17 protein-coding genes and 1 pseudogene are annotated in these 26,041 nt (G+C 55.0%); all 18 read right to left on the bottom strand.

Annotated elements, in window-relative coordinates:
• Nucleotides 1–50: 50 nt before the first annotated feature.
• Nucleotides 51–905 (bottom strand): UTP--glucose-1-phosphate uridylyltransferase, encoded by an 855-nt coding sequence (locus tag HSS18214_RS0100610; protein WP_016913382.1) that lies wholly within the window; start codon nucleotides 903–905, stop codon nucleotides 51–53.
• Complete coding sequence (pgi, locus tag HSS18214_RS0100605) at nucleotides 902–2,599, bottom strand: glucose-6-phosphate isomerase (RefSeq protein ID WP_016913381.1); 1,698 nt, start codon at nucleotides 2,597–2,599, stop codon at nucleotides 902–904. The genes HSS18214_RS0100610 and pgi overlap by 4 nt, the downstream gene beginning before the upstream one ends.
• Before the next feature lie 632 nt (nucleotides 2,600–3,231).
• Nucleotides 3,232–4,824, bottom strand: a complete 1,593-nt coding sequence (gene pgm / locus HSS18214_RS0100600) for a phosphoglucomutase (alpha-D-glucose-1,6-bisphosphate-dependent) (protein WP_016913380.1) — start codon at nucleotides 4,822–4,824, stop codon at nucleotides 3,232–3,234.
• A 1-nt stretch (nucleotide 4,825) separates the two neighbouring features.
• Nucleotides 4,826–5,908, bottom strand: coding sequence for a glycosyltransferase family protein (locus HSS18214_RS0100595; RefSeq protein WP_016913379.1), 1,083 nt, complete (start codon nucleotides 5,906–5,908; stop codon nucleotides 4,826–4,828).
• A 38-nt stretch (nucleotides 5,909–5,946) separates the two neighbouring features.
• Entirely contained in the window at nucleotides 5,947–8,253 is a 2,307-nt protein-coding gene (locus HSS18214_RS0100590) for a glycosyltransferase family 2 protein (protein WP_016913378.1), read from the bottom strand.
• A gap of 34 nt (nucleotides 8,254–8,287) precedes the next feature.
• Nucleotides 8,288–10,585, bottom strand: coding sequence for an alginate O-acetyltransferase AlgX-related protein (locus tag HSS18214_RS0100585; RefSeq protein ID WP_016913377.1), 2,298 nt, complete (start codon nucleotides 10,583–10,585; stop codon nucleotides 8,288–8,290).
• A 44-nt stretch (nucleotides 10,586–10,629) separates the two neighbouring features.
• Complete coding sequence (locus HSS18214_RS0100580) at nucleotides 10,630–13,590, bottom strand: glycosyltransferase (RefSeq protein ID WP_016913376.1); 2,961 nt, start codon at nucleotides 13,588–13,590, stop codon at nucleotides 10,630–10,632.
• Nucleotides 13,591–13,795: 205 nt separating this feature from the next.
• Nucleotides 13,796–14,962: a nucleotide sugar dehydrogenase gene (locus HSS18214_RS0100575; protein WP_026001623.1), complete on the bottom strand. Its 1,167-nt coding sequence runs from the start codon at nucleotides 14,960–14,962 to the stop codon at nucleotides 13,796–13,798.
• Nucleotides 14,963–14,996: 34 nt separating this feature from the next.
• Nucleotides 14,997–15,800, bottom strand: a complete 804-nt coding sequence (locus HSS18214_RS18980; RefSeq protein ID WP_156808449.1) for a polysaccharide lyase — start codon at nucleotides 15,798–15,800, stop codon at nucleotides 14,997–14,999.
• A 49-nt stretch (nucleotides 15,801–15,849) separates the two neighbouring features.
• Nucleotides 15,850–17,229, bottom strand: coding sequence for an alpha/beta hydrolase (locus HSS18214_RS18975; RefSeq protein WP_156808448.1), 1,380 nt, complete (start codon nucleotides 17,227–17,229; stop codon nucleotides 15,850–15,852).
• A gap of 91 nt (nucleotides 17,230–17,320) precedes the next feature.
• Nucleotides 17,321–18,532, bottom strand: a complete 1,212-nt coding sequence (locus HSS18214_RS18500; RefSeq protein ID WP_016913371.1) for a polysaccharide pyruvyl transferase family protein — start codon at nucleotides 18,530–18,532, stop codon at nucleotides 17,321–17,323.
• Between the two features lie 11 nt (nucleotides 18,533–18,543).
• A complete protein-coding gene (locus HSS18214_RS0100550; protein ID WP_016913370.1) occupies nucleotides 18,544–19,335 on the bottom strand; it encodes a glycosyltransferase in 792 nt (263 codons plus the stop codon).
• Between the two features lie 7 nt (nucleotides 19,336–19,342).
• Complete coding sequence (locus HSS18214_RS0100545) at nucleotides 19,343–21,406, bottom strand: glycosyltransferase (protein WP_016913369.1); 2,064 nt, start codon at nucleotides 21,404–21,406, stop codon at nucleotides 19,343–19,345.
• A 45-nt stretch (nucleotides 21,407–21,451) separates the two neighbouring features.
• Entirely contained in the window at nucleotides 21,452–22,897 is a 1,446-nt protein-coding gene (locus tag HSS18214_RS0100540) for a glycosyltransferase (protein WP_016913368.1), read from the bottom strand.
• Between the two features lie 60 nt (nucleotides 22,898–22,957).
• Nucleotides 22,958–23,971 (bottom strand): NAD-dependent epimerase, encoded by a 1,014-nt coding sequence (locus HSS18214_RS0100535; RefSeq protein WP_026001622.1) that lies wholly within the window; start codon nucleotides 23,969–23,971, stop codon nucleotides 22,958–22,960.
• A gap of 26 nt (nucleotides 23,972–23,997) precedes the next feature.
• On the bottom strand, nucleotides 23,998–24,639 hold the full coding sequence (locus HSS18214_RS0100530) for an HAD family hydrolase (protein WP_016913364.1): 642 nt from the start codon (nucleotides 24,637–24,639) through the stop codon (nucleotides 23,998–24,000).
• Nucleotides 24,636–25,376, bottom strand: coding sequence for a 3-deoxy-manno-octulosonate cytidylyltransferase (locus HSS18214_RS0100525; protein WP_016913363.1), 741 nt, complete (start codon nucleotides 25,374–25,376; stop codon nucleotides 24,636–24,638). The genes HSS18214_RS0100530 and HSS18214_RS0100525 overlap by 4 nt, the downstream gene beginning before the upstream one ends.
• A gap of 20 nt (nucleotides 25,377–25,396) precedes the next feature.
• Nucleotides 25,397–26,041, bottom strand: a pseudogene (locus HSS18214_RS19175) (aldolase); the annotation flags it as partial.

Genomic DNA, 26,041 nt, shown 5'->3' with positions numbered 1-26,041 from the left:
AAAAACCGCCCACGGGGGCGGTTTTCAAACACTCAGCCTTGAGCAGGCCGTTAAACGTCGTAGCCCGCTTCACGAGCCAGCGTGGTGTTGGCCTGCAGCCAGCCTTCAATATGCCCGCAATCGAAGGTACGGCCATGCATACGGTACGCTTGTACCGACTTGCCTTCCTGCATCAAGCGGTCGATGGCATCGGTGAGCTGGATTTCATTGCCCGCACCGGGCGGCTGGTCGCGCAGTAGCTCCATGATGCGGTAAGGCAACACGTAGCGGCCAATCACGGAAAGGCGCGAAGGCGCTTCTTCCGGCTTGGGCTTTTCCACCACGCCGCGCATGTTGGCGCTCTCCCCCGCCGCTGGCTCGTCGCAATCCACAATGCCGTAACGATAAACATCTTCTTGCGGCACCGCTTCTACCATGATTTGCGACGCGTCGTTGGCTTCCCAGCGCGCCACCATGCTGCCCAGATCACAGGCACTGCTACCCACCTGCGGCTTGACCAGCACGTCTGGCAGAATCACCGCGAACGGCTCGTCCTGATCCAGCAAGTGAGCCGCGCAAAAAATCGCATGCCCCAGGCCCTTGGCATTGGGCTGGCGAACACTGGTCACTTTCAGTTGCTTGGGAGAAATGGCCGATAGCGTCTCCAGCAGCGCATCCTTACCCTTGCTGGCCAGCGAATGCTCAAGCTCGAAGTGGGCATCGAAATGGTCTTCGATGGCCGATTTACCCGCACGCGTCACCAAAATGATCTCGTTGATGCCTGCGGCCAGTGCTTCTTCCACCACGTGCTGAATCAAGGGGCGGTCGACTACCGGCACCATCTCCTTGGGGATCGCCTTGCTGATGGGCAGCAGGCGGGTACCGAACCCCGCCACCGGAATAATCGCCTTGCGTACTTGAGTCATTCAACACTTCCTTTTTCGTTACGTTGCTTGCGCCACTCACTCACTTTACGCAGCAGCTGAGCAGTACTGGGATCTTCTACATTCTGGTGCTCAATCGGCAAACCCGCCAACGTCTGATACAGGCTGGTGGCCAGCTGCTTGCCCAGCTCCACACCCGGCTGGTCGAAGGGGTTCAAGTTCCACAACACCGACTGAACGAACACTTTATGTTCATAGAGTGCCAGCAGCGCACCTATGGACCATGCGTTCAGCTCGCGCATCAGTATAACCGAATTGGGCTGGTTACCCCGATACCCCTGGGCCATATAGCCACGCAACGCAGGTGGAATGGCATCATCCCCCAGCGCAAACAGCTGGGCCTGAGCCAGACAGTTGGCCAGGGTCAGGGAGTTTTGCTGCTCCAGCGACTCCGCCACTGGCGTGGCAACATCAGCACGACGCTGAGCCACGGCCACGAAATCAGCGCTTACCGTGTGGCTACCCTGATGCAATAACTGATAGAACGCATGCTGGGCATTGGGGCCCACATCGCCCCACAGAATCGGGCAAGTAGCATGATTGACCGAACGGCCATCCAGCCCCACGCTCTTACCGTTGGACTCCATCTCGAGCTGCTGCAGGTACGCCGCCAGGCTCTTCAAACGGCCGTCGTAAGGTAGCACCGCATGGGTCGGGATGTTCAAGAATTGACAGTTCCACGCCCCCACCAGCGCCTGCAACACGGGCAGGTTCTGTGCCAGCGGCGTGTCCAGGAAGTGCTGGTCCATGGCGTGCGCGCCCGCCAACAGGGCATCGAACTGCGCCAGCCCCAGCTGCATGGCCACGCTCACGCCAATCGGCGACCACAGCGAAAAACGCCCGCCAATCCACTCCTTGAATTCCAACTGGTGGGCTTCGGGAATGCCGAACTCGGTCATCTTTTCCGGCTTGGAAGAGACCCCCAGCAGCTGATAACGGCGTACCGTGGCTTCATCCACCTCCAGGGCATCGCTCAGCCAGGCCAGCGCGGTGCGCAGATTGAACTGCGTATCCGCCGTGGTGAACGACTTCGAAGCCAATACCAGCAGCGTAGTGGCCGGGTTCAGCGTTTCCATCAAGGGCAGCAGCTGCGAGCCATCCATGGTAGAGACATAATGCACACCCACTTGCGCCTGGCTCGGGCAGTCGGCCAGCGCCTCGCTCACCAATTTGGGGCCTAAATCCGAGCCTCCCACCCCAATATGCACGATATCGGTGATTGCCTGGCCCGTGGCACCAAACCACGCCTGCTGATGAACGCGTGTGACCAACCCCGCCATTTTCACCCGCTGCTGCTGGCAAAACGCAGCGGCGGCCTCCATCCCCTCTGGGGCAGGCGTTGCCTCCGGCCAGCGCGCCGCCATGTGCAGCGCCGCCCTGCGCTCGGAATGGTTCACTTTAGCGCCTGCAAACAGCGCACTACGCCGCGTTTCCACCCCGCAGCTCTGGGCCCAGGCCGTCAGTAGCTGCAGCGTTTGCTGGGTCAACCGCTGTTTGCTGAAATCCAGATGCAACGAACCAAACGAAAACGCCAACGCCGCCGCCCGCTGCCGAGCCACACCCGACCCGCCCAGCAAATCACTCAACGGCTGCGCCTGCACCAACTCCGCATGTTGGTGAAGCGCCTTCAACGGGGTATACGCGTGGGGAGTTACTGCAGAAAATGAAGTATTCATAAATCATCCTTGAGTTATAAAAGCCAACATAGCGAAAGAACGAAGCATATGCCAAGCCAACCCATCTCTATCCAGAGGTATTGCCCAAGTTTACAGCAAGATGCCCCACCCCCGTAGCGCGGCGTAACGATTGAGCGAGTGAAACGAGCGAAAGAGGCACCCGCGAAGGGCGGCGCCAGCCGCCCCGATCACGCCACCCTCACCCACCGCACCACCGCCCACCCATATGGCCCCATCGGCAACGCTCACCGCGTTGCTTCGCGGGTGCGCTCCGCTTACACCGCGCTACGGGTACATCGCCAACGATACGCATAGGCAACCAACCCGTAGCGCGGCGTAACGAATCTTGCGAGGCACGAGCAAATGAGGCACCCGCGAAGGGCGGCGCCAGCCGCCCCGATCACGCCACCACCGCCCACCCATGTAGCCCCATCAGCAACGCTCACCGCGTTGCTTCGCGGGTGCGCTCCGCTTACACCGCGCTACGGGTACATCGCCAACGATACGCATGGGCAGCCGCCCCGATCACGCCACCACAATCGACCGCGTCCCCACAAACCTGGCAACCAGCCAAAAAAAACCACCCATAAAGAGTGGTTTTGGTTTGCAACCATCATGCTTATAACAAAGGCTTAACCTTTCAGCACGCCCGAAAGTAACTGCGTAGCGCTGTCGATCAGTTCATCCAGATGCTGCGGGCCTTTAAAGCTTTCGGCATAGACTTTATACAGCGACTCGGTGCCACTGGGGCGAGCAGCAAACCAGCCGTTATCGGTAGTGACCTTCAAGCCGCCAATCGCGGCCTTGTTACCAGGGGCTTTGACCAATACCGCGGTGATAGGGTCACCCGCCAGGGTGGTGTCGGTAACGCTGTCGGCGGTGAGCTGCTTGAACGCGTCCTTCTCTTCCACACTGCACGGCGTATCCACTCGCTTGTAGCAAGGCTCGCCAAAGCGCTGAGTCAGCGTCTGGTAATACTCGCTGGGCGTTTTACCGGTCACGGCCAGAATCTCGGCGGCCAGCAGGCACAGGGCAATGCCATCTTTATCGGTGGACCACGCCTTGCCGTCACGGGTCAGCAGGCTGGCCCCGGCGCTCTCTTCGCCGCCAAAGGCCAACCAGCCATCGGAAAGGCCATCCACGAACCACTTGAAGCCCACCGGCACCTCATGCAGTTCCCGCTCATGGGAAGCCACCACCCGGTCGATCATGGAAGACGACACCAGCGTCTTGCCAATGCGCAGCTCCTGGCTCCACTCAGGGCGGTGGCTCATCAGGTAATCCACACACACTGCCAGGAAGTGGTTGGGATTCATCAACCCGTTAGCGTCCACGATACCGTGGCGGTCGGCATCCGGGTCGTTGCCGAAGGCGAGATCGAAGCGGTCCTTGATGTCGAGCAGGTTGGCCATGGCCGCCGCACTGGAGCAGTCCATGCGGATCTTGCCATCGTGATCCGGCGGCATGAACGCAAACCGGCTATCAATGGTGGTATTCACCACCTCGAGATTCAGCCCGTAATGTTCGGCCACCGCCTGCCACACTGGCAGCGCCGTGCCGCCCATGGGGTCTACCCCTAGCGTCAAGTTGGCCTTCTGGATGGCATCCATGTCCACCACGCGGCCCAGCTGGGCAACGTAATGGGCCGTGAAATCGTACTCCTGCACCTGGGCCAGCGCCTCTTCCAACGACACCAGCGTAATATCGCTCAACTGGCGCAGCAGGTAGGCATTGGCGCGCAGTTCGATCCAGCGGGTGGCTTCGGTATCGGCAGGGCCGCCGTGGTACAGGTTGTACTTGATGCCGCCATCTTCCGGCGGATTGTGCGAAGGCGTGATGATCAAACCATCAGCCTTGGCGGCAGGGTCACCCAACGGGTGCTGAGTGTTGTAGTGAATGATGGCCTGGCTCACCAGCGGGGTGGCCGTATAACCATGACCCTTCTCGACCAACACCGGCACCTGGTTGGCGACCAGCACACGCAGTGCGCACTCCCAGGCGGGGCGCGAAAGCGCGTGGGTGTCCACGCCCAAAAACAGCGGCCCCTGATAGTTCTCTTCCTTGCGGTAATCCACCACCGCCTGGGTAATCGCGATGATATGCGCCGCGTTGAAGGTGCGCTCGGTGGCGCGACCACGGTGGCCAGAGGTGCCAAAAGCAATCCGCTCTTTCACCACATTGGCGTTTGGCGTTTGATCATGAAAAGCTTGGATAATGGTGTCCATTCTACTTACTCCCTGATTGATATTCGGAAAAACGCGCCTGCCGTGCCAGCCAGAACTGTATCGCATCGTCAGGTTGGCCAATGCGCTGTGCATCGACGGCGGCTTGGCGGGCCATGGCCGCAGCTTCTTGAGGATGATGGATCAAGTAGTGCAGCGCAGCCTGCCACTCCTCAGGCGCATCGCCCACCAGCAAGCCATTGCTGCCGTGACGCACCACATCGTTATAAGGGGCACGGTGCGAATAAATACCCACCCCCCCCATCGCGGTAATATCCAAAAACTTGATGAACGACTTGCCCCGATTGAAGGGGGTTGGCCATAGCGGCGCCAAGCCAATATGCACCCGGTGCTCGGCCTGGTAACGCCGATAGGCTGACCAGGGCAGCGGCTCTGGTACTGAAACGCCTGATAACGTCGCCAGCTCAGCCGGCGTATGCCGACCCAACATGATTTCCAGCTGTGTGCCTTCCTGTGACTGCTGAATAGCGTTCAGCGCCGGGGCGATATGCTGCAAGTCGCTCAAGTGCGCCCGGGTTCCATGAAAGCCTATCCGCCAAGGAAAGGCCGATGAAGGCGGCTGCCTGAAGTGGTCGAGCTCCGAGGGCAAGGCCGCAATCAATGGCGGAGTCAGCACCGATACCTGGCCATGGCGTGCCCGAAACTGGTTGGCCAACGCCTCACTACAGGCCACCACTTCATCACACAAGGACAGCAGCCGTGGCTGGCCATGGGCAATGCCTGCCATACGCTTACGATAAGCCGCCGGAAGGGATGAGTCTTCGGCGGCGGCGGCAATATCGTCATCAATCAGGTAAACGACGTACCCAAACACAGAGCGATGCCGCCTTAACCAACGCACCCAGGCCGCGGGCAACGAGCGGCACACCACCAGATTGGCCCCCGCATAGCGGGCCAAAAAATCTCGCCCCTGCAGCCACGGCGCGGCAAACCACCGTGACGCCACGACCCGTTCGATGCGCAGGCCCCGCTGACGCAGCGCCGGAACGGCAGACTCAAGAAAATAGATATCTTCCGTTGGCCTGGCACCATCGCTGAAAACCACCCAATCCGCGTCAGGTGTCATAGGGCAGCCAGGCACTACCGGTTGGCATAAGCGGCAGGTTAACGGAGTGAGAAATCTTCATGCACCAGCGTCAAGTTAGGGTTATAAGCAGGGTCATTATCCAACTGTTTAGCCCAACGGCGGCGCATATAAGCCACTTCACTCAGCCAGCGTGCGCGTTTGGTAGGCGTGTCATCAGCACCACGGGAAATCGACTCGTGATGATATAATTCAGCGTAGGGTGTCCATACATTGCGATAACCTGCTTCACGGACACGCAAGCACAAATCAACATCGTTATAGGCGACGGTCAATTCGCGTTCATTCAAGCCCTGAACTTTAGTAAAGACGCTTTTTCGCAATAATAAACATGCAGCCGTCACAGCAGAAAGGTTCTGTACAACTTTCAAGCGCCCGTTATAGCCATCGCTCTCCCGAGGGAAAAAGCGATGCGCATGACCCGCCACATCGCCTAACCCAAGGATAACCCCGCCATGTTGCAACATTCCATTAGGATAGTAAAGTTTGGCCCCAACACAGCCAATTTCGGAACGGCACACCTGGCCCACCATTTCGGTTAACCAGTCCTCGTTAATCGGCTCGATATCGTTATTGACCAAGCCAATAATAGTGCCACGCGCTTGCGACGCCCCAAAGTTATTGATGGCCGAATAATTGAACGGATGATCCCAGCGTAATACGCGAACCCGAGCATCGCGCTGGGCCACCTCACTCATATAGGCCAGCGCTTCGGGGCAATCACTCTGATTATCCAGAATCAGCACTTCGAAATGGGAATACGCCGTACGCTCCAGAATGGCATCGACACAGGGGCGCAGGATGTCCACCCCATTACGGGTAGGAATCAATAAACTGACCAGGGGTGCGGGGCGCGGAATAGGCCACTCGATACGCACGCTATGGCTCAACAGCCCCGGGTGAACAACCGCACGGTTACTCGCCACGTGTTGCTTTAGCACATGGCTGACCAGCTGCATGGCATCCGCCTGGGAAAGGGAGTAGCGGAAAAGAGTGCTACGGTGATACAGCATGCTCGGCAAATGATGCACCGAGCGCTCATTCCCATGAACGCTCTTCCACATTAAAAAGGTCAACGCCAGGGCATAATCCACGGCGGCGCGATTGGTCAAATGGGAAAGCAGGTCGGCTTGCTCGGCTTCCAACTGCCAAAGTAGCTTACGCTTATACAGGGCCAAACGACCAATGTAGTTGGTAGACAACAATAAATCGGGGTTCCAGTCTGGCTTGAAGACGGGCGTGCTACGCTCGCCATTTTCATTAATCGCATCTTCATCGCCATAAAAAAGCTGCGCATCCGGATACTCGTTCCACGCCTTGGCCAATTGGCTCAGCGCCTCCTGAGCAAGCTGGTCACCAACGCTAATGCGCAACACACCATCTCCCTGGGTTTGAATAAACCCCTGATGGTCCAGCTTCGCATAGGTACGGTGGTAGCTTCTAATCAGGTTGATACGGCTAGTAGAAGAAATATAACGCTCCAGACTGCGCCGCTGTGCATCGGTAATCTCAGCCGACAACACAATAAACACTTCCCAAAAGAAGTAGCTTTGCGCCTTGAGAGACTCGATCGTGGCAACAAAATGTTTCTCGCCTTTCTCGAAATCTTCCAGGGTCACGGGCATGATCAACGAAAACAGCGGGGCATGCGCCAGCCTGGCAATGAAGGCCTGAGCATCGAGATGCGCAGAAGGCTCCTTGACATCGATCCAGCGCATGTAGTCGTCATTGACATGCTGTTTTGCATGGGTCTGGTCGTAGGCGTCCATCGCCACACGGCGCCAGGAGCACCCTTCCGCCACAGACGCGACATGCAACTGCCGGATCACCTTGCGAGTACGCAGCCCCTTGAACTCCGGATGATTATTGATCAGCCGACGCGCCAGGCGGTTATGAGCAAACCACGGCGTCAGCCAAACCCACCGCAGCGTAGCCGACCGTAACGCATCCGCTGAGGCGCTGAACGAGAGCGTCATCTTGACCACCCCCAGCGGCACCCACACGATCCGTTTGGTCGTTTTACCAGGGCGCAACGACACGGAGAATTCCTGCCCCCCCTGCCGAGTAAACAGCGTCAAGGTGGCAGCCCCATGCGCGTCGCCCGCCAGCCCATCCAGCTCTACCATATTCCAGCCCGGCCAGGGCTGGTCGCCTTCTATCTGGCAATCGGTGATCGCCTGATCGTTGTCTTCCTCGTGCGTCTCTACGCGCGCCGAAGGACTGTTTTTGATCCTCAAGACAGGTTCACGCCGCCAAACAGGCGGCATATCAATTAAGCGGCCCAGCGCAGCCAGCCATTCTTTAAAGCGAACCGTATGCTGCCCCATTAACACCTCAACCCAATTTTTGACAAGGCAACATTCATGAAATGAGCGCGCCCGCAGCGTGTGCCCACGGTAGAACACCCACCGTTTCAAGATACGTATCTTCCGCGATGATACGCCGTTCCAAGACACCCTCAAGGGCTTTTTCATCCAGTTGGGACGACTTTTCCTGGACCATCTCCTGCAAGCTATAGGCTACCGTAGGTACTTGAATCACAAAGCGAGCGTTGGTCTGGGCGGCCAGATAGCCAGGCGCCACGGCCTCTACCAGAGCAGGGTCCACATTACCGGCACTGTGCACAAACACCACGCGCTGGAACAGGCGGCACAGGTAATTGAACATGGAGTAGCTGGACGAAGAGCCAAACAGTAAGCAGGTGCTCGGCACCAGCGCCTTGGGGTACTCCATCACCATTAAACGGCCAAAATTGGGCAGGCCATTATCGTAGGTCTTGTAGCGCGTATGGGTAAACGAGGTCAGAACCTGCACCTCGGAAGTACGTTTGGGCGTCAGCTTATTGCCCAGATCGCCCCCCATGGCTTTTTTCTTGTAGCGGTCCTTGGCAAACATCGAGGCACAGGCCTGTGGGTCCAGCCCCAACCGCTCGGCAAATGCCAGCGTTGCCGCCATGGCTCCCTTATGGGTCCAGTGAGTATCCGTGGGGATGAAGGCCCCATCTCCCAGCGCTTTCAGCGCCGCGACCGGGTATACCAGTTCGGAGGCTTCAGGCAAAGCCAGCACTTGCTGCATGGGCCCCGAGCTTCCCCCTTGGCGAGGATGATACTGCTCGCCCATGACACTCTCCTTGGAAGGCGCCACCAGTAGCGCCCAGGGCACCTGGCTCGCCAGCGCGACCAGTTGGCGCAAATACGCCTGCCACCCCTCCACGCCCGCCTGGGTCAACTGCATACGGCCCGTAAACTGGTCAACACTGCCATTGGTGTCGTTATCCAGGAACAGCCAACCCTGCTTACCCTCCAACACTTTCAGCGGCTGGGCAGGCGCTACGTCCTGGGTATCCACCTGAACGTCCTGGAGCAGCCAGCGCTCATCCCCCACTGCCAGCCACAGCGAAAACTCTCTCAACAAAGGGGGAACCGTAAAACGAAAACCACAGCGCTGCTGGGCATGCCCTTCTGCCGCCACGCCCAGCACGTTTTCGATGACATCCGGGCGCTCGATATCCAGCGGGTGACACAATTCGTACACCGGCAACCAACGGGCCACGATACGCACCTCGGCCTGCATGTCCTGCAAATGCTCAGGTAACAGCAACCACCCTTGCACCACTCGACCCGAGGGGAGAAAACGCGACCCACGCTGCGCCGAAGGGTAATCCAACGACCAGCGCTCGGTTGGGGCCTCTTCCCCCCCGGAGGTAGCCAGGGTCCACTCTTTGACCCGGCGCGTTAACCAGCGCTTCAACTCTTTCCCCGTCGAGCGTACTTCGACACTCTCCGTGACGTCCTGCTGCTTGTCTTCAAGCTGCTGCAACCATTTCATCTTCTGTTTAACCTCAGGCGCGAACCGAGCGGCCACATGACACTCAACATCATTACGGTCATGGCGCATAAAGTAATCGCGCTGCTTTTGATAATGGGGGGTGGCAGCACTGCCACGCCGGGCCTTGCCCAGCACAAACTCTTCTACCGACTTGACCAGATAGTGGTTGATACGCGCCCCCTCCCAGCAGACGGACTCGCTCAACCCCGGCCTGACCGAACCATCCGCGCCATGGCGAGCGGCCAGCGGCTCCCCCTGACTATTGATATAGTGACCGTGGCGCAACCGCGCCAGATGCGGATTGATAAAACATTCAACCTGTTGGGGCCTGACAACGCTCTTGATGTGGTGATTAGGCCCGAAGGAGCGGCGGGCACGCTGGGTGAATCGCTCGATCACCAGCCCCTCCTCACGAAACCGTGCCCCGGCCGAGCCAAAACATGCCCAGTTCAAGCCAAGGGCGCCGACCTCAGGCGCAGCAAACCGTGCTTCCAGCCACGTCAACAAAGAGTACTGGTCATCCGGTGAGGCCTCGGCGGTGGGTAGCAGGAACTCATCAGCGTCGATGAACGCCACCAAATCCATCAGCGGGGGGCAGTGCTCCAATAAACGCTGATACGCCTGTAACTGAGGCGGCTGCCCTTGAGTAGACACCGAAAGAAGCGTCACCAGCCCGGCCTTTGCCAGGTCGGCCAGCCACTCGTAGGTGCCATCATCGCTTTCGTTATCCGCGATCAGGAAGTGGCTAGCGCCCACCGACAAATGAAACGCCATCCATTCAGGAAGGCTATCTCGTTCGTTCTTGACGATCGCAGCAATGGCAAGCTTCAAACACGTCCCTCCATTGGAGCCGTAGGGCTTGGGCAACTCACGGATCAAGGCGTCTCCATGAAAGCAGTCGCACCGGTTAGCCGATACGCCTTGCACAGGGCATGGCTCAATTCAGCCGAGCTGAACCGGGTAACTGCCCGCTGCTGGGCAGCCTGACCGAAACGCCGACACTGCGCGGGCGCAGCGGCCAACCGGGCGACTTGCTGGGCAGCAGCAGCCGGGTCTCCATAAGGCACGAGATACCCCGTTTCACCGTCTACCACCAGCTCGCTCAGTGCCCCCCACTGGTAAGCGACCACAGGGCGGCCTGCCGCCATCGCTTCCAGTACGGTACGCCCAAAAGACTCTTGAAAGCGGGATAGGTTCACCACGATATCCAGCTGTGCCAACGCCTCTTCCGGGCGTTCGACATACCCCGCAAAGCGCACGTTGGAAGGCGCTCGGCCCTGTGCCTGGCGCGCCAACAGCGATGTGATCTCGGGGCTACAGGCTCCAAACACTACCACCTCGGCAAAGGGCGCCAAGGCTTGCAGGTGGCGTGCCATGGTCACCAAATCATCAATACCCTTCTTGGCCACATTGCTACTCAGCATGCCCACCCGCACGCCCCCCTGGCGTTCGCCGGGGATAAAGCGTACGGGCGGCAACGCCAGCAGCGGCGGCATATCAATGGTATTGGGCACCACGCACACCGGCGTTGCAGAAGGCCGTGCAAAAGCCTCTGCAACGCAGTGGGAATTGGCAATCACCACATCGGCCTGCGCATGCACATGGGCCACCACCGCTTCGGGCTCGGCGCCCAGCAATGCGCACAGGCCCGGGTCATGGCGAGGCAGCTCACGCACGTGTACCAGGGTGGGGATACCTGCACGACGAGCCGCCACATAAGGCTCCTGAAGCACCACCGTATTACCATGCAATGCGTTGACATGATGGCGTTCGATCAGCGCCTCAAAATGGCTAACGGTAGCCTCGACCGGCAGACGCCCTTCCTGCCACCAGCCATAGGGAAGTACGGCCAATACCCGGCAACGCTTTAAAATAGCCTGCTCGTACTCGGCGTTCATGGCCTCAGGCAAGGTAACCACCACGTTCCAGCGATGCTTGACCATGGCGTCCAGCACATCCAACAAACTACGCTCGGCACCGAACAGCGCCGTACCGGCCTGGTGCCCACACAGCATCACCGTCGGCCGGTTCGAGAACGCTTGTTCCCCCTGCCACTCTGGCAAGGCTGAATAGCCGCGTGCGTATCCCGTCTTCAAATAGTGCGCCAGCGGCAGGCACGAAAGTTGAGCCACCTCGGGGTAACAACGCACATATCCCGACGTGGAAAAATCAGGCCCTGGGTCTCGGCCTTCGGCAGCGCCGGTTTCCCAAAAATGCAGCAGCGGTTCCGTGGGCGTATTCTGTAAATCCGGGTAACGGGTAAGGTACCACCCGGCATCAAACAGCGTGGATTCGCACACCCGCTCGAAATCGGTCAATGGCCCATTGGCGGGTGCTTCATCGCGCAGCATCAAAAGCGGCGCCGCAAACGGTCGCGCGTCGGGCATGAACGGCATGTATAGCGCCGCCGGGCTTTCCCCCGCCTGATGCCATTGGCGCGCCATCTGCATGTAACGAAACCGCGCACCGCTGAACTGGCTCACCAAGTGCGTGCGGCCATGCTGGCTTAACGACCCCTCATCCCCCAGGCCAAACGACAGCGGCACCCCCGGCAGCACCTCAGCCACGCTTTCTGGCCCAAAAGCCGCTTCCACCCGATGGCGAAACTCGGTATCCGCATTGACGTTTACCCGGTCCCAAAAGCCCAACGCCTCGAACGTCGTGCGCCGACACATCAACGAAGACATATTCGGATAGACCCAGCCATAGTCATCCAGCCGCCAACGATGGAAGTGCAGCGACGGCGTGACACGCACCCAATGCGACAGGCAAGCCTGCAGCCCAGGCTGCGCCACCAGCGCCTCGCACTGGCGCCACAGCTTCTGAGGGTGCGACCAGTCATCGCTATCGTGGGTAGTAATAAACTCACCACGGGCCACGTTCAGCCCCGTATTACGCGCCGCATAAGCCCCCTGGTTGGTCGTGTGGCTCAACAGCACCAACTGCACATGGGCGGGCGCCTCCTGCTTTAGCGCCTCGGCGACGGCGGCCCCGTTATCCGTGCTGGCATCATCCACCACGATGATTTCAAGGCGCACCCCACACTGGGCAAACAGCCCGCGCAAGGCAATGGCAATGGTCCGCTCAGCGTTATAAAGGGGAATAATGACACTCACCAACCTCAGCGGAATGACATTATTGACCTCTTTATTATTGACCTCTTTATGGCTCACATGGCCGGCAGGCCGCAAATGTTGCAGGGCCAGCTCGTCTGCGCCATCCGCCAGGGCAATAGGGGCTAGCCCCTGCGCCGTGAACATGGCATTCAGCACCGCCAACGGCGATGCGGCCTGCTCACCCAACCACTGCTGCACGTTACAACGTGCCAAGGCCGTGTCGGCCAAATGGGGGTAGTGGCTCTCCAAAAACGCCAGCGCCTGCTGGGCAGCGACTTGCGTATGCCCCGCCACCTTGCCACGACAACACGCGTCGATCACCAACAGCGCCGGGCCGGGGGTTGTACAAGGCTGCCACTGCCCTTCGGGCATCAGGCTATCCAGCACCGCATCCCAACGCTGCTGCCAGGCATACCAACGGGCCAACGCCCAGCGTGCCGCCTGGCGTTCTGCCGCATTCGCCGAAGACGACGAAAGCAACTGCGCTAAACGAGGCAACATGATGTGCTCAGCGCCACGCCATAGCGCATGCTCCCAACCCAACGCCCGGTTGCAAAACGGCAGCCGCCCTTCCGCCCGGCCATGGCGCTGGTAATGCTCCCAGGGGTCCAGCCCTGCTTCCGCAACATCCGGATACGCGCTTACATACCACTGGGCATCAAAGTCAGCGGCATCATCCTGCAACAGCGCAGTGGCATGAGCCTTAGAACCGGCCGACAAAGGCCGCCTCCACCATTTAGCCAAAAAAGAAAACATCGCACCCCATTCGCGAAAAGTGGCCCACGGGAACCCGACATACAAAAAAGCCGCCAAACCCGGGGTTGACGGCCCTTTCATGCTTCCATGGGCATCACGTTTTTATAAATAAAACCGAGGCCTGGCGGCAATATAGCACACCCAAAGCGTTAAATTTTCATGCGGAGTTTCAATCGCTGCCAAACAGGTCGCGGGTATAGACCTTGCCCACCACATCTTCCAATTCGGGCACCATGCGGTTCGCCAGGATCACATCCGCCTTCTGTTTAAAGGCATCGAAGTCGCGCATCACCACAGAGCCAAAGAACTTCTCGTCTTCCAACGCAGGTTCGAACACCACCACTTCGACACCCTTGGCCTTGAGACGCTTCATGACGCCCTGCATGGCACTGGCGCGGAAGTTATCGGAGCCGGTTTTCATGATCAAGCGATAAACGCCCACCACTTCCGGCTGGCGGCGCAGCACGGACTCCGAAATGAAATCCTTACGGGTGCGGTTCGCTTCCACGATGGCCTGAATCATATTGTTGGGCACATCCTGGTAGTTCGCCAGCAGCTGCTTGGTATCCTTGGGCAGGCAGTAGCCGCCATAGCCAAAACTGGGGTTGTTGTAGTGCTTACCGATGCGTGGGTCGAGCCCTACCCCTTCGATAATCTGCTTGGCATCCAGGCCGTGGCTTTCCGCGTAGGTATCCAGCTCATTGAAGTAAGCCACGCGCATGGCCAGGTAAGTATTGGCGAACAGCTTGATCGCCTCTGCTTCCGTGCTATTGGTCAACAGCACGTCGACTTCCTGCTTGATGGCCCCCTGCTTCAACAGCTCGGCAAAGGTCGCCGCCCGCTCGGAACGCTCGCCCACAATGATGCGCGACGGGTACAAGTTATCGTGCAGGGCCTTGCCTTCACGCAAAAACTCCGGCGAGAACAGCAGGTTTTGAGTATTGAAACGCTCAGCGGTTTCAACGGTATAGCCCACCGGCACGGTCGACTTGATGACCATGACCGCATCCGGGTTGATCTCCATCACCTGCTGAATCACGGCTTCAACGCTTTTGGTGTTGAAGTAGTTGGTGTCCGGGTCGTAATCGGTGGGCGTCGCAATAATGACGAACGCCGCACCCTCGTAAGCCGCCTTGGCATCCAGGGTTGCCGTGAAGTGCAGGTCTTCACGCGCCAGAAACGCTGAAATTTCCGCATCTTCAATCGGTGATACGCGGTTATTCAGCATCTCGACCTTTTCAGGCACGATATCGACCGCGACCACCTCATGGTGCTGGGCCAACAGCATCGCGTTAGAAAGGCCAACATAGCCCGTTCCGGCAACTGCAATCTTCATCCTTAAGGTTCTCCAACAAGCATCGTTGTATCGTTCATCGCCCAAGCGATGGGATCAATTCAATATTATCAAAATACGCGCAATCGGTTTTATAGCTGCCATCGGAATTTCTAGGCGCCCATTCAGGGCTACTGCCACCATGGAAAGTACTGAATAGCAAGCGCTGTATTTGGCTGGCATCCCCCTCACGGTCACGAAAGCGTAAACCGGTATGCTCGATAAGCCGCTCATCATCGACCCATACCGTTACATGCCCATTACTTTCCTGCGCGGGGGTATTCAGGGTTACGCGCATACGCACGTGATAATAACGGCCAGGTTCAAAGGCGAACTCCGCAGCACGCTGAGTATCACCAAAACGCCCTGCCATACCCTGATGATAAATGTAGGTTTGCAGCCCCCCATCCCCACGGAACATCAAACGGGCGCTCCACCCGTCTGGAGTCACGGGGTTACCCCCTGTAACAGGACCTGAAGGCCCTAACCCATGCAGTTTACCACCTCTGGCAAAGTCAAAGCCTTCACAAAACTGCACCCAAAACGAAAAATCATACTGTTCGGCAGGCTCAATTCGCGGTGACACCACCACACGGCGGCTGCCACGTTCATAGCCCTGATAATCTACGCGCAGTGCACGAGAGTTGCCTTGTCCGCTATTGGTTACTATGCGAGTGAGCTGATGCTCCTCAAGGGCACGTCCCAGCGCTGATAATGAAGCAGAGTCAAAAGTTTCAACGGTAGCACTTTGTTCAGGAGGCAACGGTTTTTTTACATGGCTTCCCCACCATAGCCATACAATGAGCATTACGGGTGAGAGCGCAATGAGTATGCGAATCATCAGGTGGTGGCACTCATCAAGGATACTCGAAATAGAAAACACTGTTATATCAACTGTGCTCCCCTTGCACGATAGGCAACGTAGCGCGCACAAAGCTTTTAAATTTATGAGCGGCTTTATCAATGGCCACATGCTTAATTTCTAAAACATAGCCACTAGTCGACTTAGCCAACTGCAGACGCGTCTTTGACATTAGCTCATCCACCATATTTTTATTATTCTCATAAACACTACATGGTAACTCAACTGAGAAACTCATTTTCTTACCACTATGATTCAAAACAGCTTTATAACCGATTGCATCAACATTTTTTATCGGCACAACCAGCTCATGGTGATCAGTTGGCAATGGTAACAATAGCGATGGCATACTAATATTTTTCAAAAAGGTAGACCAGCCTTTTAAATTTTTAATTTTGTCCGATTGCAGGGCGCGCAACCTTATTCCCTCAAAAATACTATCCAGCAGAAGCGATAGATATTCTTTAGAGGAAACACTCTCAATCGCCTTTATGAATAATCTAAAATCATTGACTTTCATAAATGCATGATGTGGTGACTGATTAGAAATCACAGAATGATAAATATTTAAATTTCCACATGAATTCAACCCTAATTGCATCTTTGGCAAACCATTCCCGCATAACAAATCAGCCAAGTTTTTCATAGGACGCTTGTCATCAGCATTCTGAAAAATAAAATATCGAGACTGGCAATGACTATTGACATGGCGCAAATTATTCCGCTCATGGTACTCTTCTGACGACAAATCTATACCCACTTCCAAATAACGCTTCGATGATCCTCTCTCATGAGGATAAACTGGTGGATTTTCAACAACTACCGTTATTCCACTTAACACCCTAGCTAACTTCAAAGCAGAGGTACCGCCAGCAGAACTACCTACCACATAGACATTTGAAGCATCTATTGCATATTTTGACAGTATTTTACGAATTATATCTGCGAGCGGTGGTATTGCATCTTGCTTTTTGGAACCAATATACCAACCAGTGGTCAGCTTACCCGGAAAGGCAGAAAACGTCGGGTCTGCAATATTAATACAAACCCCCTGCAACCAAGGATGCCAACTGGCTCTCTGAAACTCAGGGCGGTCCCCCATTTTAACTTGGCCGCCACCGGCACTTAAAAAAACAAATAGCTTTTTAACGCTGGATGGCGTTGCAAAGCATTCAAAATTTAAATCAGAGTACTGAATGGAAAAGCGTTGTTTTTCCAAGCCCCCGTCCCACGCTTCCAAAAGATAGCGCTCGGGGCTGGCAGAAAGCGCTTTTCTGTCATATTGAGCATTTATTTTCCGACAAATTGTATGATAATGAGCAGGCTCAGCCCCAACAAAAGGAAAAAGTTGAAACACTTCGACATCTTTATCAGTCACTTTACTAACGTGCATTTTTTCTCTTTCCATAAAAAAACCTTGATAAAGGCAATCAACCTTTACAAAACCATTCAAAAGTCGAAACACAAAAATGGCAATTGCCTATTCGACTAGAGCAGATTTACACGTAAAACGTTAAAAACTCTTCTTTTACATTAAATCTGCCATGAGGGCGCACAACAAAAGCATTGGACAAACACTTGTTTTTGCCAACCAACACACCATTTATCTCATATACCTTTTCGTCTGGTGGTATATTACTGGCTGACGCTACCGCACCAAATCCAAATTTATATTTCTCATCCATGACAGAAATTATTTTTTCAATAGCACCCTCATTTAAAAACTCACAGCCGCCAATGAAATTATATTTCGACCCGGGGTCAACGGACATTCCTCGTTGCAGCACGTCCCTGACCTGTACTTGAAGACTTAACAGCAACTCATCGTCTGCCTTACGCTTGAGAAATGGAGTACCGGGAACATCACCGTCAAATAGGGTATTACACACTCGAGCATCTCTAGATAGCGCGTTACCCAGAAGTAAAGGGCCCTCAACCTTACGTGACACCTCATCCAAAGGGAAAGCCGAGCGCAGTGCATCCAGCGAGATCAAGGAGTCATGCAAAGTCGCCTGCTGTATCATTTCCGCCAAAGGCGCAGAAGCATCTACTGGCTTATCCTGTGGGTTTCGTGTTGTAGAGAACCAGTCTAGAAATTTAAAATTCCACACACGATTATCTTTGAATGATACCCACAAGTTAGGTACGCCTAACGCTTCTGCAAAAACCAAACCATGAAGACTCTGAGAAATCACCACTTCAGACTCAGCTATCTTCTCGAGCACATTCACATCACTGGTCATCATGTTCAATATATAAACGCCATCCTCTTTACCGAGCGTTTGAAAAGCAGGATGTTTGATATCAGCATGATGAGGAATAACACACGCTTTGTACTTTTTGTTTTTATAGTTAACAAGAGAGGGATACATTTCTTTAACAAAGTATCCAGGATCGCCCAAAGGTACGTCTGGCACTCTGTAACCATACTCAGTTAAAAGCTGAACCGTTTTCTTGCCTCTTAGCGCATGAATATAGTTCTGATTTAACTTAGGAGCCTCTTTTTTTTCATTCAGAATACCTGTACCCCAGATATGAGAATTCTGATTGGCATAAAACATAATACTACCCACACCCACAAGATGAGGTATTGTTTGCGTAGGCGTAAAAACTGGCTCTTGCGAACCAACATGTCTAATAATATCAGGGTTTATAGAATCCCCCAAATTTCTTATTTTATTATACATTTTAAAAGGTATTGTTAACGGCATGCCTTTTTCCTTTAAAAGCGATCCAATGAAAAACCACTACCTAGGGCACTGCCCTTGTTCATTTTCTGCTTTAGCTTATTGCTATATGCATCACTTTGGCCATGCACCGTTCGCAAATACATAACGCTAGATTCATCTAAAATCAGTGGCGCCTTTTCATCGACTTTAACATGATTACCAAGCCCGTATATACTAATCGGCTTGGTTGCCTTCTCACCTTTTTTAACATAGTTAATCAAGGTAAGGCCCATGGCTATTTTAGACTGATGAATAGCGTAAAAATCACTATACTCATCATTGTCATACATACCTGCCACCCCCCTGGGAAATGACACCACGTGTCCTACAAAGTCTTTTGTCAAATATTTTGACAAAGCTTTGAAAAACTTTCCTGACAAGGCATCGTCATCATCGAGACGAACAGAAGCATACAGGACATCTTCATTAAAGCCCTGCAACTCTTTATTCAGTTGGTTCTCCATCTTACCAATGACTCGACAGTCTCTTGGCAACTTTAAAACCTTAATATTCTTATCGCCTGAAGTTTCTTTCATAAGATCACTAAGGTATGGATCAGGCAGTTCATCAGACGTAAAAACCAGCACTGTCGTTCGCTCAGCGTTCATCTTACGCAATGAAGGCAGCGTGACATTAAAAAACAGCTTCTGGTGAAGCGCTAGCCTATCATTGGCAAACAGCTTTTTCTTATACTCTTCGGTAGTTGCATCGCGCCCTATAACCCAAGATTCTTTGCTCTCGGTTAAAACGCTATAACGAATCATTACAAAGACATGTTTTTTCATAGCAACCTCAAATTACATTCCAATTCTTCAAGCCCATAAACTCAGGGTATCCATCCAATGGATACTCGATTAACGTGTTATCGGCTGTTTTATAGTGGCTGGCGTTGACCACCTGGCCCATCACAACGGGCTCTACTTTACCTTGTTTAAGCAGCTCGAAGTAGAGGTTACATAGGGCTTCCGGTGCTTTATGAAAGCTGGGCCAGTGGAACAGCGCGACTTTCTGCTTGGGCTGCTTGCCGATAAACTCAGCGGCTTTCTGGCAGTCTTCCAAGCGTGAGAAGTCGCCCGCAATGACCGTGTCGAACACTAGCGGCTCATCCGTGCGCTCGAACATGCTACGGGGCGCGGGGAAAGCTCGCTGGGTTTTGGCATCGCGCACGTTCAAGTGTTTTTGCGATGCGTGCCACCAGGCACAAATTTCGCGATAGATATGGCGCAGCCCGTAGTACACGGTGCGCACATGGGTGGCTTTGGTACGGGTAAGCGAAGATTCTTCATCCAACGCAAAGGCCAAGGGAGTATCAGAATAGATTTTGGCAAACGACTTTTTGCCAAATTGTGCCTGCATACGCCAGATGTATTCGGTGTCGCCACCAATTCGCACGTGGTCCCACTCACCAATGGTATCCAACACTTCCTTGCGGAACATAAAGGAGGATTGGCTCCAGTGGGTTAAGCAGTTATTAGGGCGCCAGTTCTGAGTAAAGGCCAGATTCCCTTGGGCACGAATCCAGTGCGCCGAGCAGCCCTTCACGGAAGGATGTTTTTCCAGGTAGGTCACCTGGGTAGCGATTTTCTGCGGGTGCGACCAGTCATCACTATCGTGGGTCGTAAACAGGTCGCCGGTGGCAAAGGTGAGCCCGTAGTTGCGTGCAGCGTAGGCCCCCCCGTTCTGTGGCGGCTGCACGGCTTTTACACGGGGGTCTTCTTTCTCCAGCGCCTTGAGCACTTTGAAAGTGTCATCGGGGGAGCAGTCGTCTACCGCGATAATTTCGATATTTTCGTAGGTTTGCGCCAGCAACGACTCAATGGCGATACGCACCTGCTCGCCTGCGCTGTAAATGGGCATGATGATGGACACTTTTTGCGTGCCCTTCACTTTAGGCGCCGGTAACCCCATTACATTGCCCATGGAGAGAGGCTGCGTTTTGTCCTTGCGGCGAATCCCACTGAAGCCATGAATCGCAAACGCCTGATTGATCAGCTCGATGCGTTTTGCATCGTCCGAGAGCGCATTAGTAAGTGCAAAGTGCGCATCGGCGTCGTTGGGGTGACGCTCGACGAAAGGTTTGAGGGCGGCGTAGGCTTCTGCAGGGCGGCCTAGGGTCAGCAGGCAGAAATAGGTGAGGTAAACCGTTTCTTTACGTGATTTGTTGGCATTGGTCAGTTCGCGCATTTTTCCGGCAAACGCCAAGGCGGCTTCAATCTCACCACAAAAATAGAGCCAACGCGCCGTGTGCCACATTGCCCACCAGCGAGACGCTTCTGTGGCATTGGGGTCGTTATACACCTCTTCCAGCGCCTTTAAGGCCGATACCGAATGGCCGTTCCATAACTGCACTGCCAGGTTGGCGGTGCCGTTGGCCTCTTTGTCTTTAATCTCGTTACCTTTTGCCTGGCCTTTGTACAGGTAATGCAGCAGCGGCACTTCATTGGGCTGCATCTGCGCCTTGTGCATTTCCAGGTAAAAGTCGTTATCGAAGCGTTTACAAGGGTTCAGCCCTAACCGCCAGCCTATTGCCAGGTAGTGCAGGACAGGATCAATGGCTCTGGGCACCCACTCTGGATATTCTGCCAGATACCACTTGCCATTCACCATTTTCGACTGCTTAACCGTACGGTAGGCCTCTTCTGTAATCACGGGTTTGCCGTACGCGGTTACCTTTCGGAATACCTGGTTCTTGCTGGCAGCGTTCAGCGGGCTGGCTAACAGGGCTTCAGAAAGATTGATGTAGTAGTGCGTAAAGGCAGGGTTTTCATCAATCGCCTTCAAGTAGGCGTCGATTGCTTCGGCGGCATTACCTTGACGCAGAAGCGCATTTCCATAAGCAAAAGAAGAGGTCTTCACACGATTTTCCATGGCATTGGCTTGAATGAGTAACAGGGTGGCATATTAAGTAAGTAAAGCGCGCAGATCACCCTCGATCATTTTCTGCAAGCGCCCTTGCCAGTGAGGCGCCGCGGGGGCATGCCCCATCAACGCCAAACAACTGGCGATTTGCGGCTGTACCGCCGACACGCTGAGGCACTGTTCAAAGTAGCTACGATTGCGCGCCTGCGGTTGAGTTCCCTCTTGTGCACTAAACAGCTGCTGTAGCGCGGCTGGAAAGGTATCAATGGTGACCGGAGTGATAACCCCAGCCTCGGCCAGCCATTGTGTTGCCGGGGTTACACGCGCTAGCACCGCCATGCCCATGGCCAGTGCATCGACCAGCTTGGCGGGGAGTTGGAACTGGGCAACCAGAGAGTCCCCTTCTTGCAACAACACGCAGGCATCCCCAATGCTGGCCAGCTCAGGTACGCGGCGGAATGGCTGGTCTTCCAGAAACAACAGCCGCAGCCCTTCCACTGCTTCCAACGCCTGCTTCAAGGCCTTGCTGGCTTTATCGTTGGGAAAGCTACCGGCCACGACAAACCACATGTCGTCTCGACCCAGGCTGGCCATGCCCTGAGCGGTTTCCAGTAGCCCCTTGTGGGCACGGGGCGTGCCCAAAAACAGCACGACCTTGGCGTGCTCTGGAATCCCCAACCGCTCCCGCTCTCGTTCACGGGTAGCTGCGCTGGGCACGAAGTGTTGCTCGTTACGCACATGAGGAATGACCACGCCACCATAACGTTGCTGCAAGGCGGGGTTGGAAACACTCGCTACCGGAAAACGCCCCAGTTCGCCCACGCATAGCTGGGTCCAGAACGGTTTATGCAACGGTTCGTTAATCGTCACAGAGGCGTGGTTACCCAGCGCTTCTTCCAGACCAAGCGGCGCCCCACCATTGGCAAATGCCAGCTCTTCATCGTCGATATCCCAGAGCACCGTGGCGCCCCACACCAGCTGGTAGAGCAGCCCAAACACCAGATTGGGAAAGCGCGGCTTGGAAAGCAGCACGACATCGAACGGGTGCTGCGCCACAAACTGCAGTGCCAAGGGCAGAAAGTCGGTATCTTCTTCCACCAGCAGCGTATGCAGCGGAACATCCAACTCCCCCATCGGGCCCCAGGTGCCCTCGCCCCAACGAGGATACAGCGCCCCGATCACTTGCAGTGCCGCCAGCGTGCCCTGCTGTAGCTGTGGTAGATAGGCATCCACCAACGCCATCACCCGCCCCGCCGGGTTATGGCTCAGCGACCAGCCGCACACCGCCAGACGCGGCGCCAGACCTTCCCGTTGGCGACGATAAGCACGGCGAGTGCGTTCGAGGTTGCCTTCGAACTGGCTATGTAGATTGTTAAGCTGTAGGGCACCATTAAGATAGTGCTGGAGTGATTGAGCTAACTGATTTTTACGAAAGGCTTGATTGCCTTGTGCAAAAAACATGGTATGCAGGGCGCTACTGGAAGACATAGGTTCCCTTGTAGTGTCAATGATCCCTAAATATTTATTATGCTAAGGAGCTGCTCATATTTACGATACTACACCATAAAATTCTTTGTACCACTGAACAAAATTAGCGACGCCTTCGTCAACAGGTGTAGAGGGTTTGTAATCAAACTGCTCTATCAACTCATCTACATCTGCATAGGTATCCGGCACATCCCCTGGTTGCATCGGCAGTAACTCTTTTTCTGCCTCTTTACCCATCGCCTTCTCGAGAGCTGCTATATAATCCATCAACTCGACAGGTTGATGATTACCAATATTATAAACACGCCATGGAGCACGACTGCTAGCCGCGTCTGGGTGTTGGCCACTCCACTCCGCATTACCGATAGCAGGCTTATCCAACACACGGATCACACCTTCAACAATATCATCAATATAGGTGAAATCACGACGATGTTTTCCGTAGTTAAAAACTTTAATCGGCTCACCAGCCGCAATGGCCTTGGTAAATTTAAACAAGGCCATGTCTGGGCGGCCCCATGGCCCATAGACCGTAAAAAAGCGCAAGCCTGCTGTCGGCAAGCCATATAAGTGGCTGTAAGTATGGGCCATCAATTCATTGGCTTTTTTACTCGCAGCATACAGGCTCAATGGATGGTCAACATTGTCGTGGACAGAAAAAGGCATTTTCTCATTAGCGCCATACACACTAGAGCTACTTGCGTATACCAGATGTTCCACTTGGTGATGGCGGCAGCCTTCAAGAATATGGGCAAAGCCCACGATGTTGCTGTCAATGTACGCTAACGGGTTATCAATCGAGTACCTGACCCCCGCTTGGGCGGCCAAATTAACAACACGCTGTGGTTTATGCTCTGTGAATACGCGCTCAATGCCTTCACGATCCGCAAGATCTACGCGCACGTGGGTATAGTTGGGGTGATCCAGATGCCGTGCCAAGCGAGCCTCTTTAAGGGCAGGGTCATAATAATCGTTATGATTATCAATGCCTACCACGGCATCTCCACGCTCAAGCAGACGTAAGCATAATGCAGAACCAATAAACCCAGCAGAGCCAGTGACCAGCACCTTCATTATTCATCCCCCTGATTAATATAATTCTAAATAGAAACTTGAGAGTTTATTTGATTGGACAAGCACCATATTTCCCAGTCGCTCACTTCACTCCAGCCACTCAGAAACACAAAATCCAGCCCCGCCGCGCTGGCGGCCTGGTAATCGTACTTGCTGTCGCCTAAAAACAGGGCGGGCTGTTGCAGGTTGCCACTGGCCAGCTCACGGGCCAGGATCTCATCCTTGGTATCCGGGCTACCGAAAATGCCGCTCTCGAACAGGTCGGCCATGCCTCTTGCAGCGAACACTTCTCGCAGCTCGGCCTGGTCGCCGCCAGAGACGATCATCCAACGCGCAGAGGCCGTGCGCTCACGCAGGGCCTGCAGGCCAGAGGCCATGTCACATTTCAGTAACCCTTCATGCACTTCAGCAGCATAACGCGACAGTAGCTCTTCCAGCGCTGGCCCTGTCTGGCCCGGCTCAATCAAATGTTCCATGAAGTAAGCGAACTTGGCATAGCGGGAAATACCACCATGTTGAACGTGGTAATCCACCAGCCGCTGGGCCGCTGCCTTGCCATAGGGCAAGGCAGCCTGATAGAAGGCCTCGGTTTTAACGCGATTGGAGTTCAGCACCACGCCATCGCAGTCAAACACCAGCGTGGCGTAATCCGTGATCGGATGTTTCATTCATACCCCTGCTTACGCATTGCCGCCTCGACATTGGCAACATCGTCAGGCACATCCACAGCCAGACTACCGGGCCGGGTTTCCACCAGCCGGATGGTCTTGTTCATTTCCAGAAAGCGCAGTATTTCGATGTCTTCACTATATTCCAGCGCACTTTTACGGCCAAAGTCACGGAATGCCTGGAGCTCATCTCGGGTAAAGGCGTAAATGCATACCTGTTTCTTGTAGCGAGCGGGCGCACACTTGGCATCCTTGTAGCCCGGCAAGGCTACCCGAGACATATACACCAGGGTGTTGTCTTCCGTGGTGATGACCTTGGGGATATTCACGCTATGCGGGTCTTCCTGCTCGGAAACCCAGCTGAAGCCGTTAATCACGTCACCCATGTGCGCCAGTTTGGCATCGCGCACCTTCAGGATATCCGCAGGGTCGACCAGCGGTTCATCCCCTTGCACGTTAATGTAAATATCCGCAGTAACTTGAGCAGCGGCCTGGGCCAGTCGGTCCGTGCCCGTCAAGGCATCATCGGTGGTCATGACGGCCTGGAAGCCAGCCTCTTCCACCACGTTGGCAATACGCTGGTCTTCAGTGGCCACATAGACGTTTTCAGTGCCCACGGCACGTGCCGACAACTCTGCTACCCATAGCACCATGGGCTTACCCAATAGCGGCACTAGGGGTTTGCCAGGGTAACGGCTGGACCCATAGCGTGCGGGAATCAATACAACACTACGCATGGTGGTATCCTTGTTCGAGTTTAAAGGGCGTACACAGACACAGTGTGTAAGCCATAGCGCGTGGGCGTGATGGCGACCAGCTCAACGGCCTGATCAGTACCTTGATACTGTTCAAACAATTGATGCATTTCCTGGCTACGAGGGTCATCGGCTCCATAGCCATCGAAACCTGCCATGAGAACCTTGCTGGCCTGACCGCTGGTTGCCACAGCCAGGGCGTAAGCCACTACCAGCGACGTAGGGGCAGCACAGGCGGTTTCACCAAAGGTGAACGTATTGGCTTCAACCTTGAGCCCGTAGTCCAGTACCTTTTTATCCGCCAGAGACGCTTGTACATCCTTGGGCAGCATGGAAAGCGGCGTAATGAGAGGCTGTGGTAGCCTGGCATGCGCCTCGCAATCTGCCAACAGGCGTACCGGGTGACAGGCTACCCGCAGATCAACCAGCTCGGCATCGATTGCGCTCTGGGTATTCAACGCCAATACCAGTGGCTTTTCCTGACGAATATAGCGTTCCAGCGCCTTGCGATGACGCGCCACGCCGGGGCCTGTGCCCAGCAGCAACACATCACGACCGGCAAACGCTTCTTTGGGCGCCCAGGTGCCTTGCGCCTCTCCACGATAGAAGTGGCGGGCCGCATCCAGGGTGTTCAGGCTGAACTTCTT

The organism is Vreelandella stevensii S18214, from assembly GCF_000275725.1.
GTDB lineage: Bacteria > Pseudomonadota > Gammaproteobacteria > Pseudomonadales > Halomonadaceae > Vreelandella > Vreelandella stevensii.
This window is presented reverse-complemented; position numbering and strand designations above follow the sequence as displayed.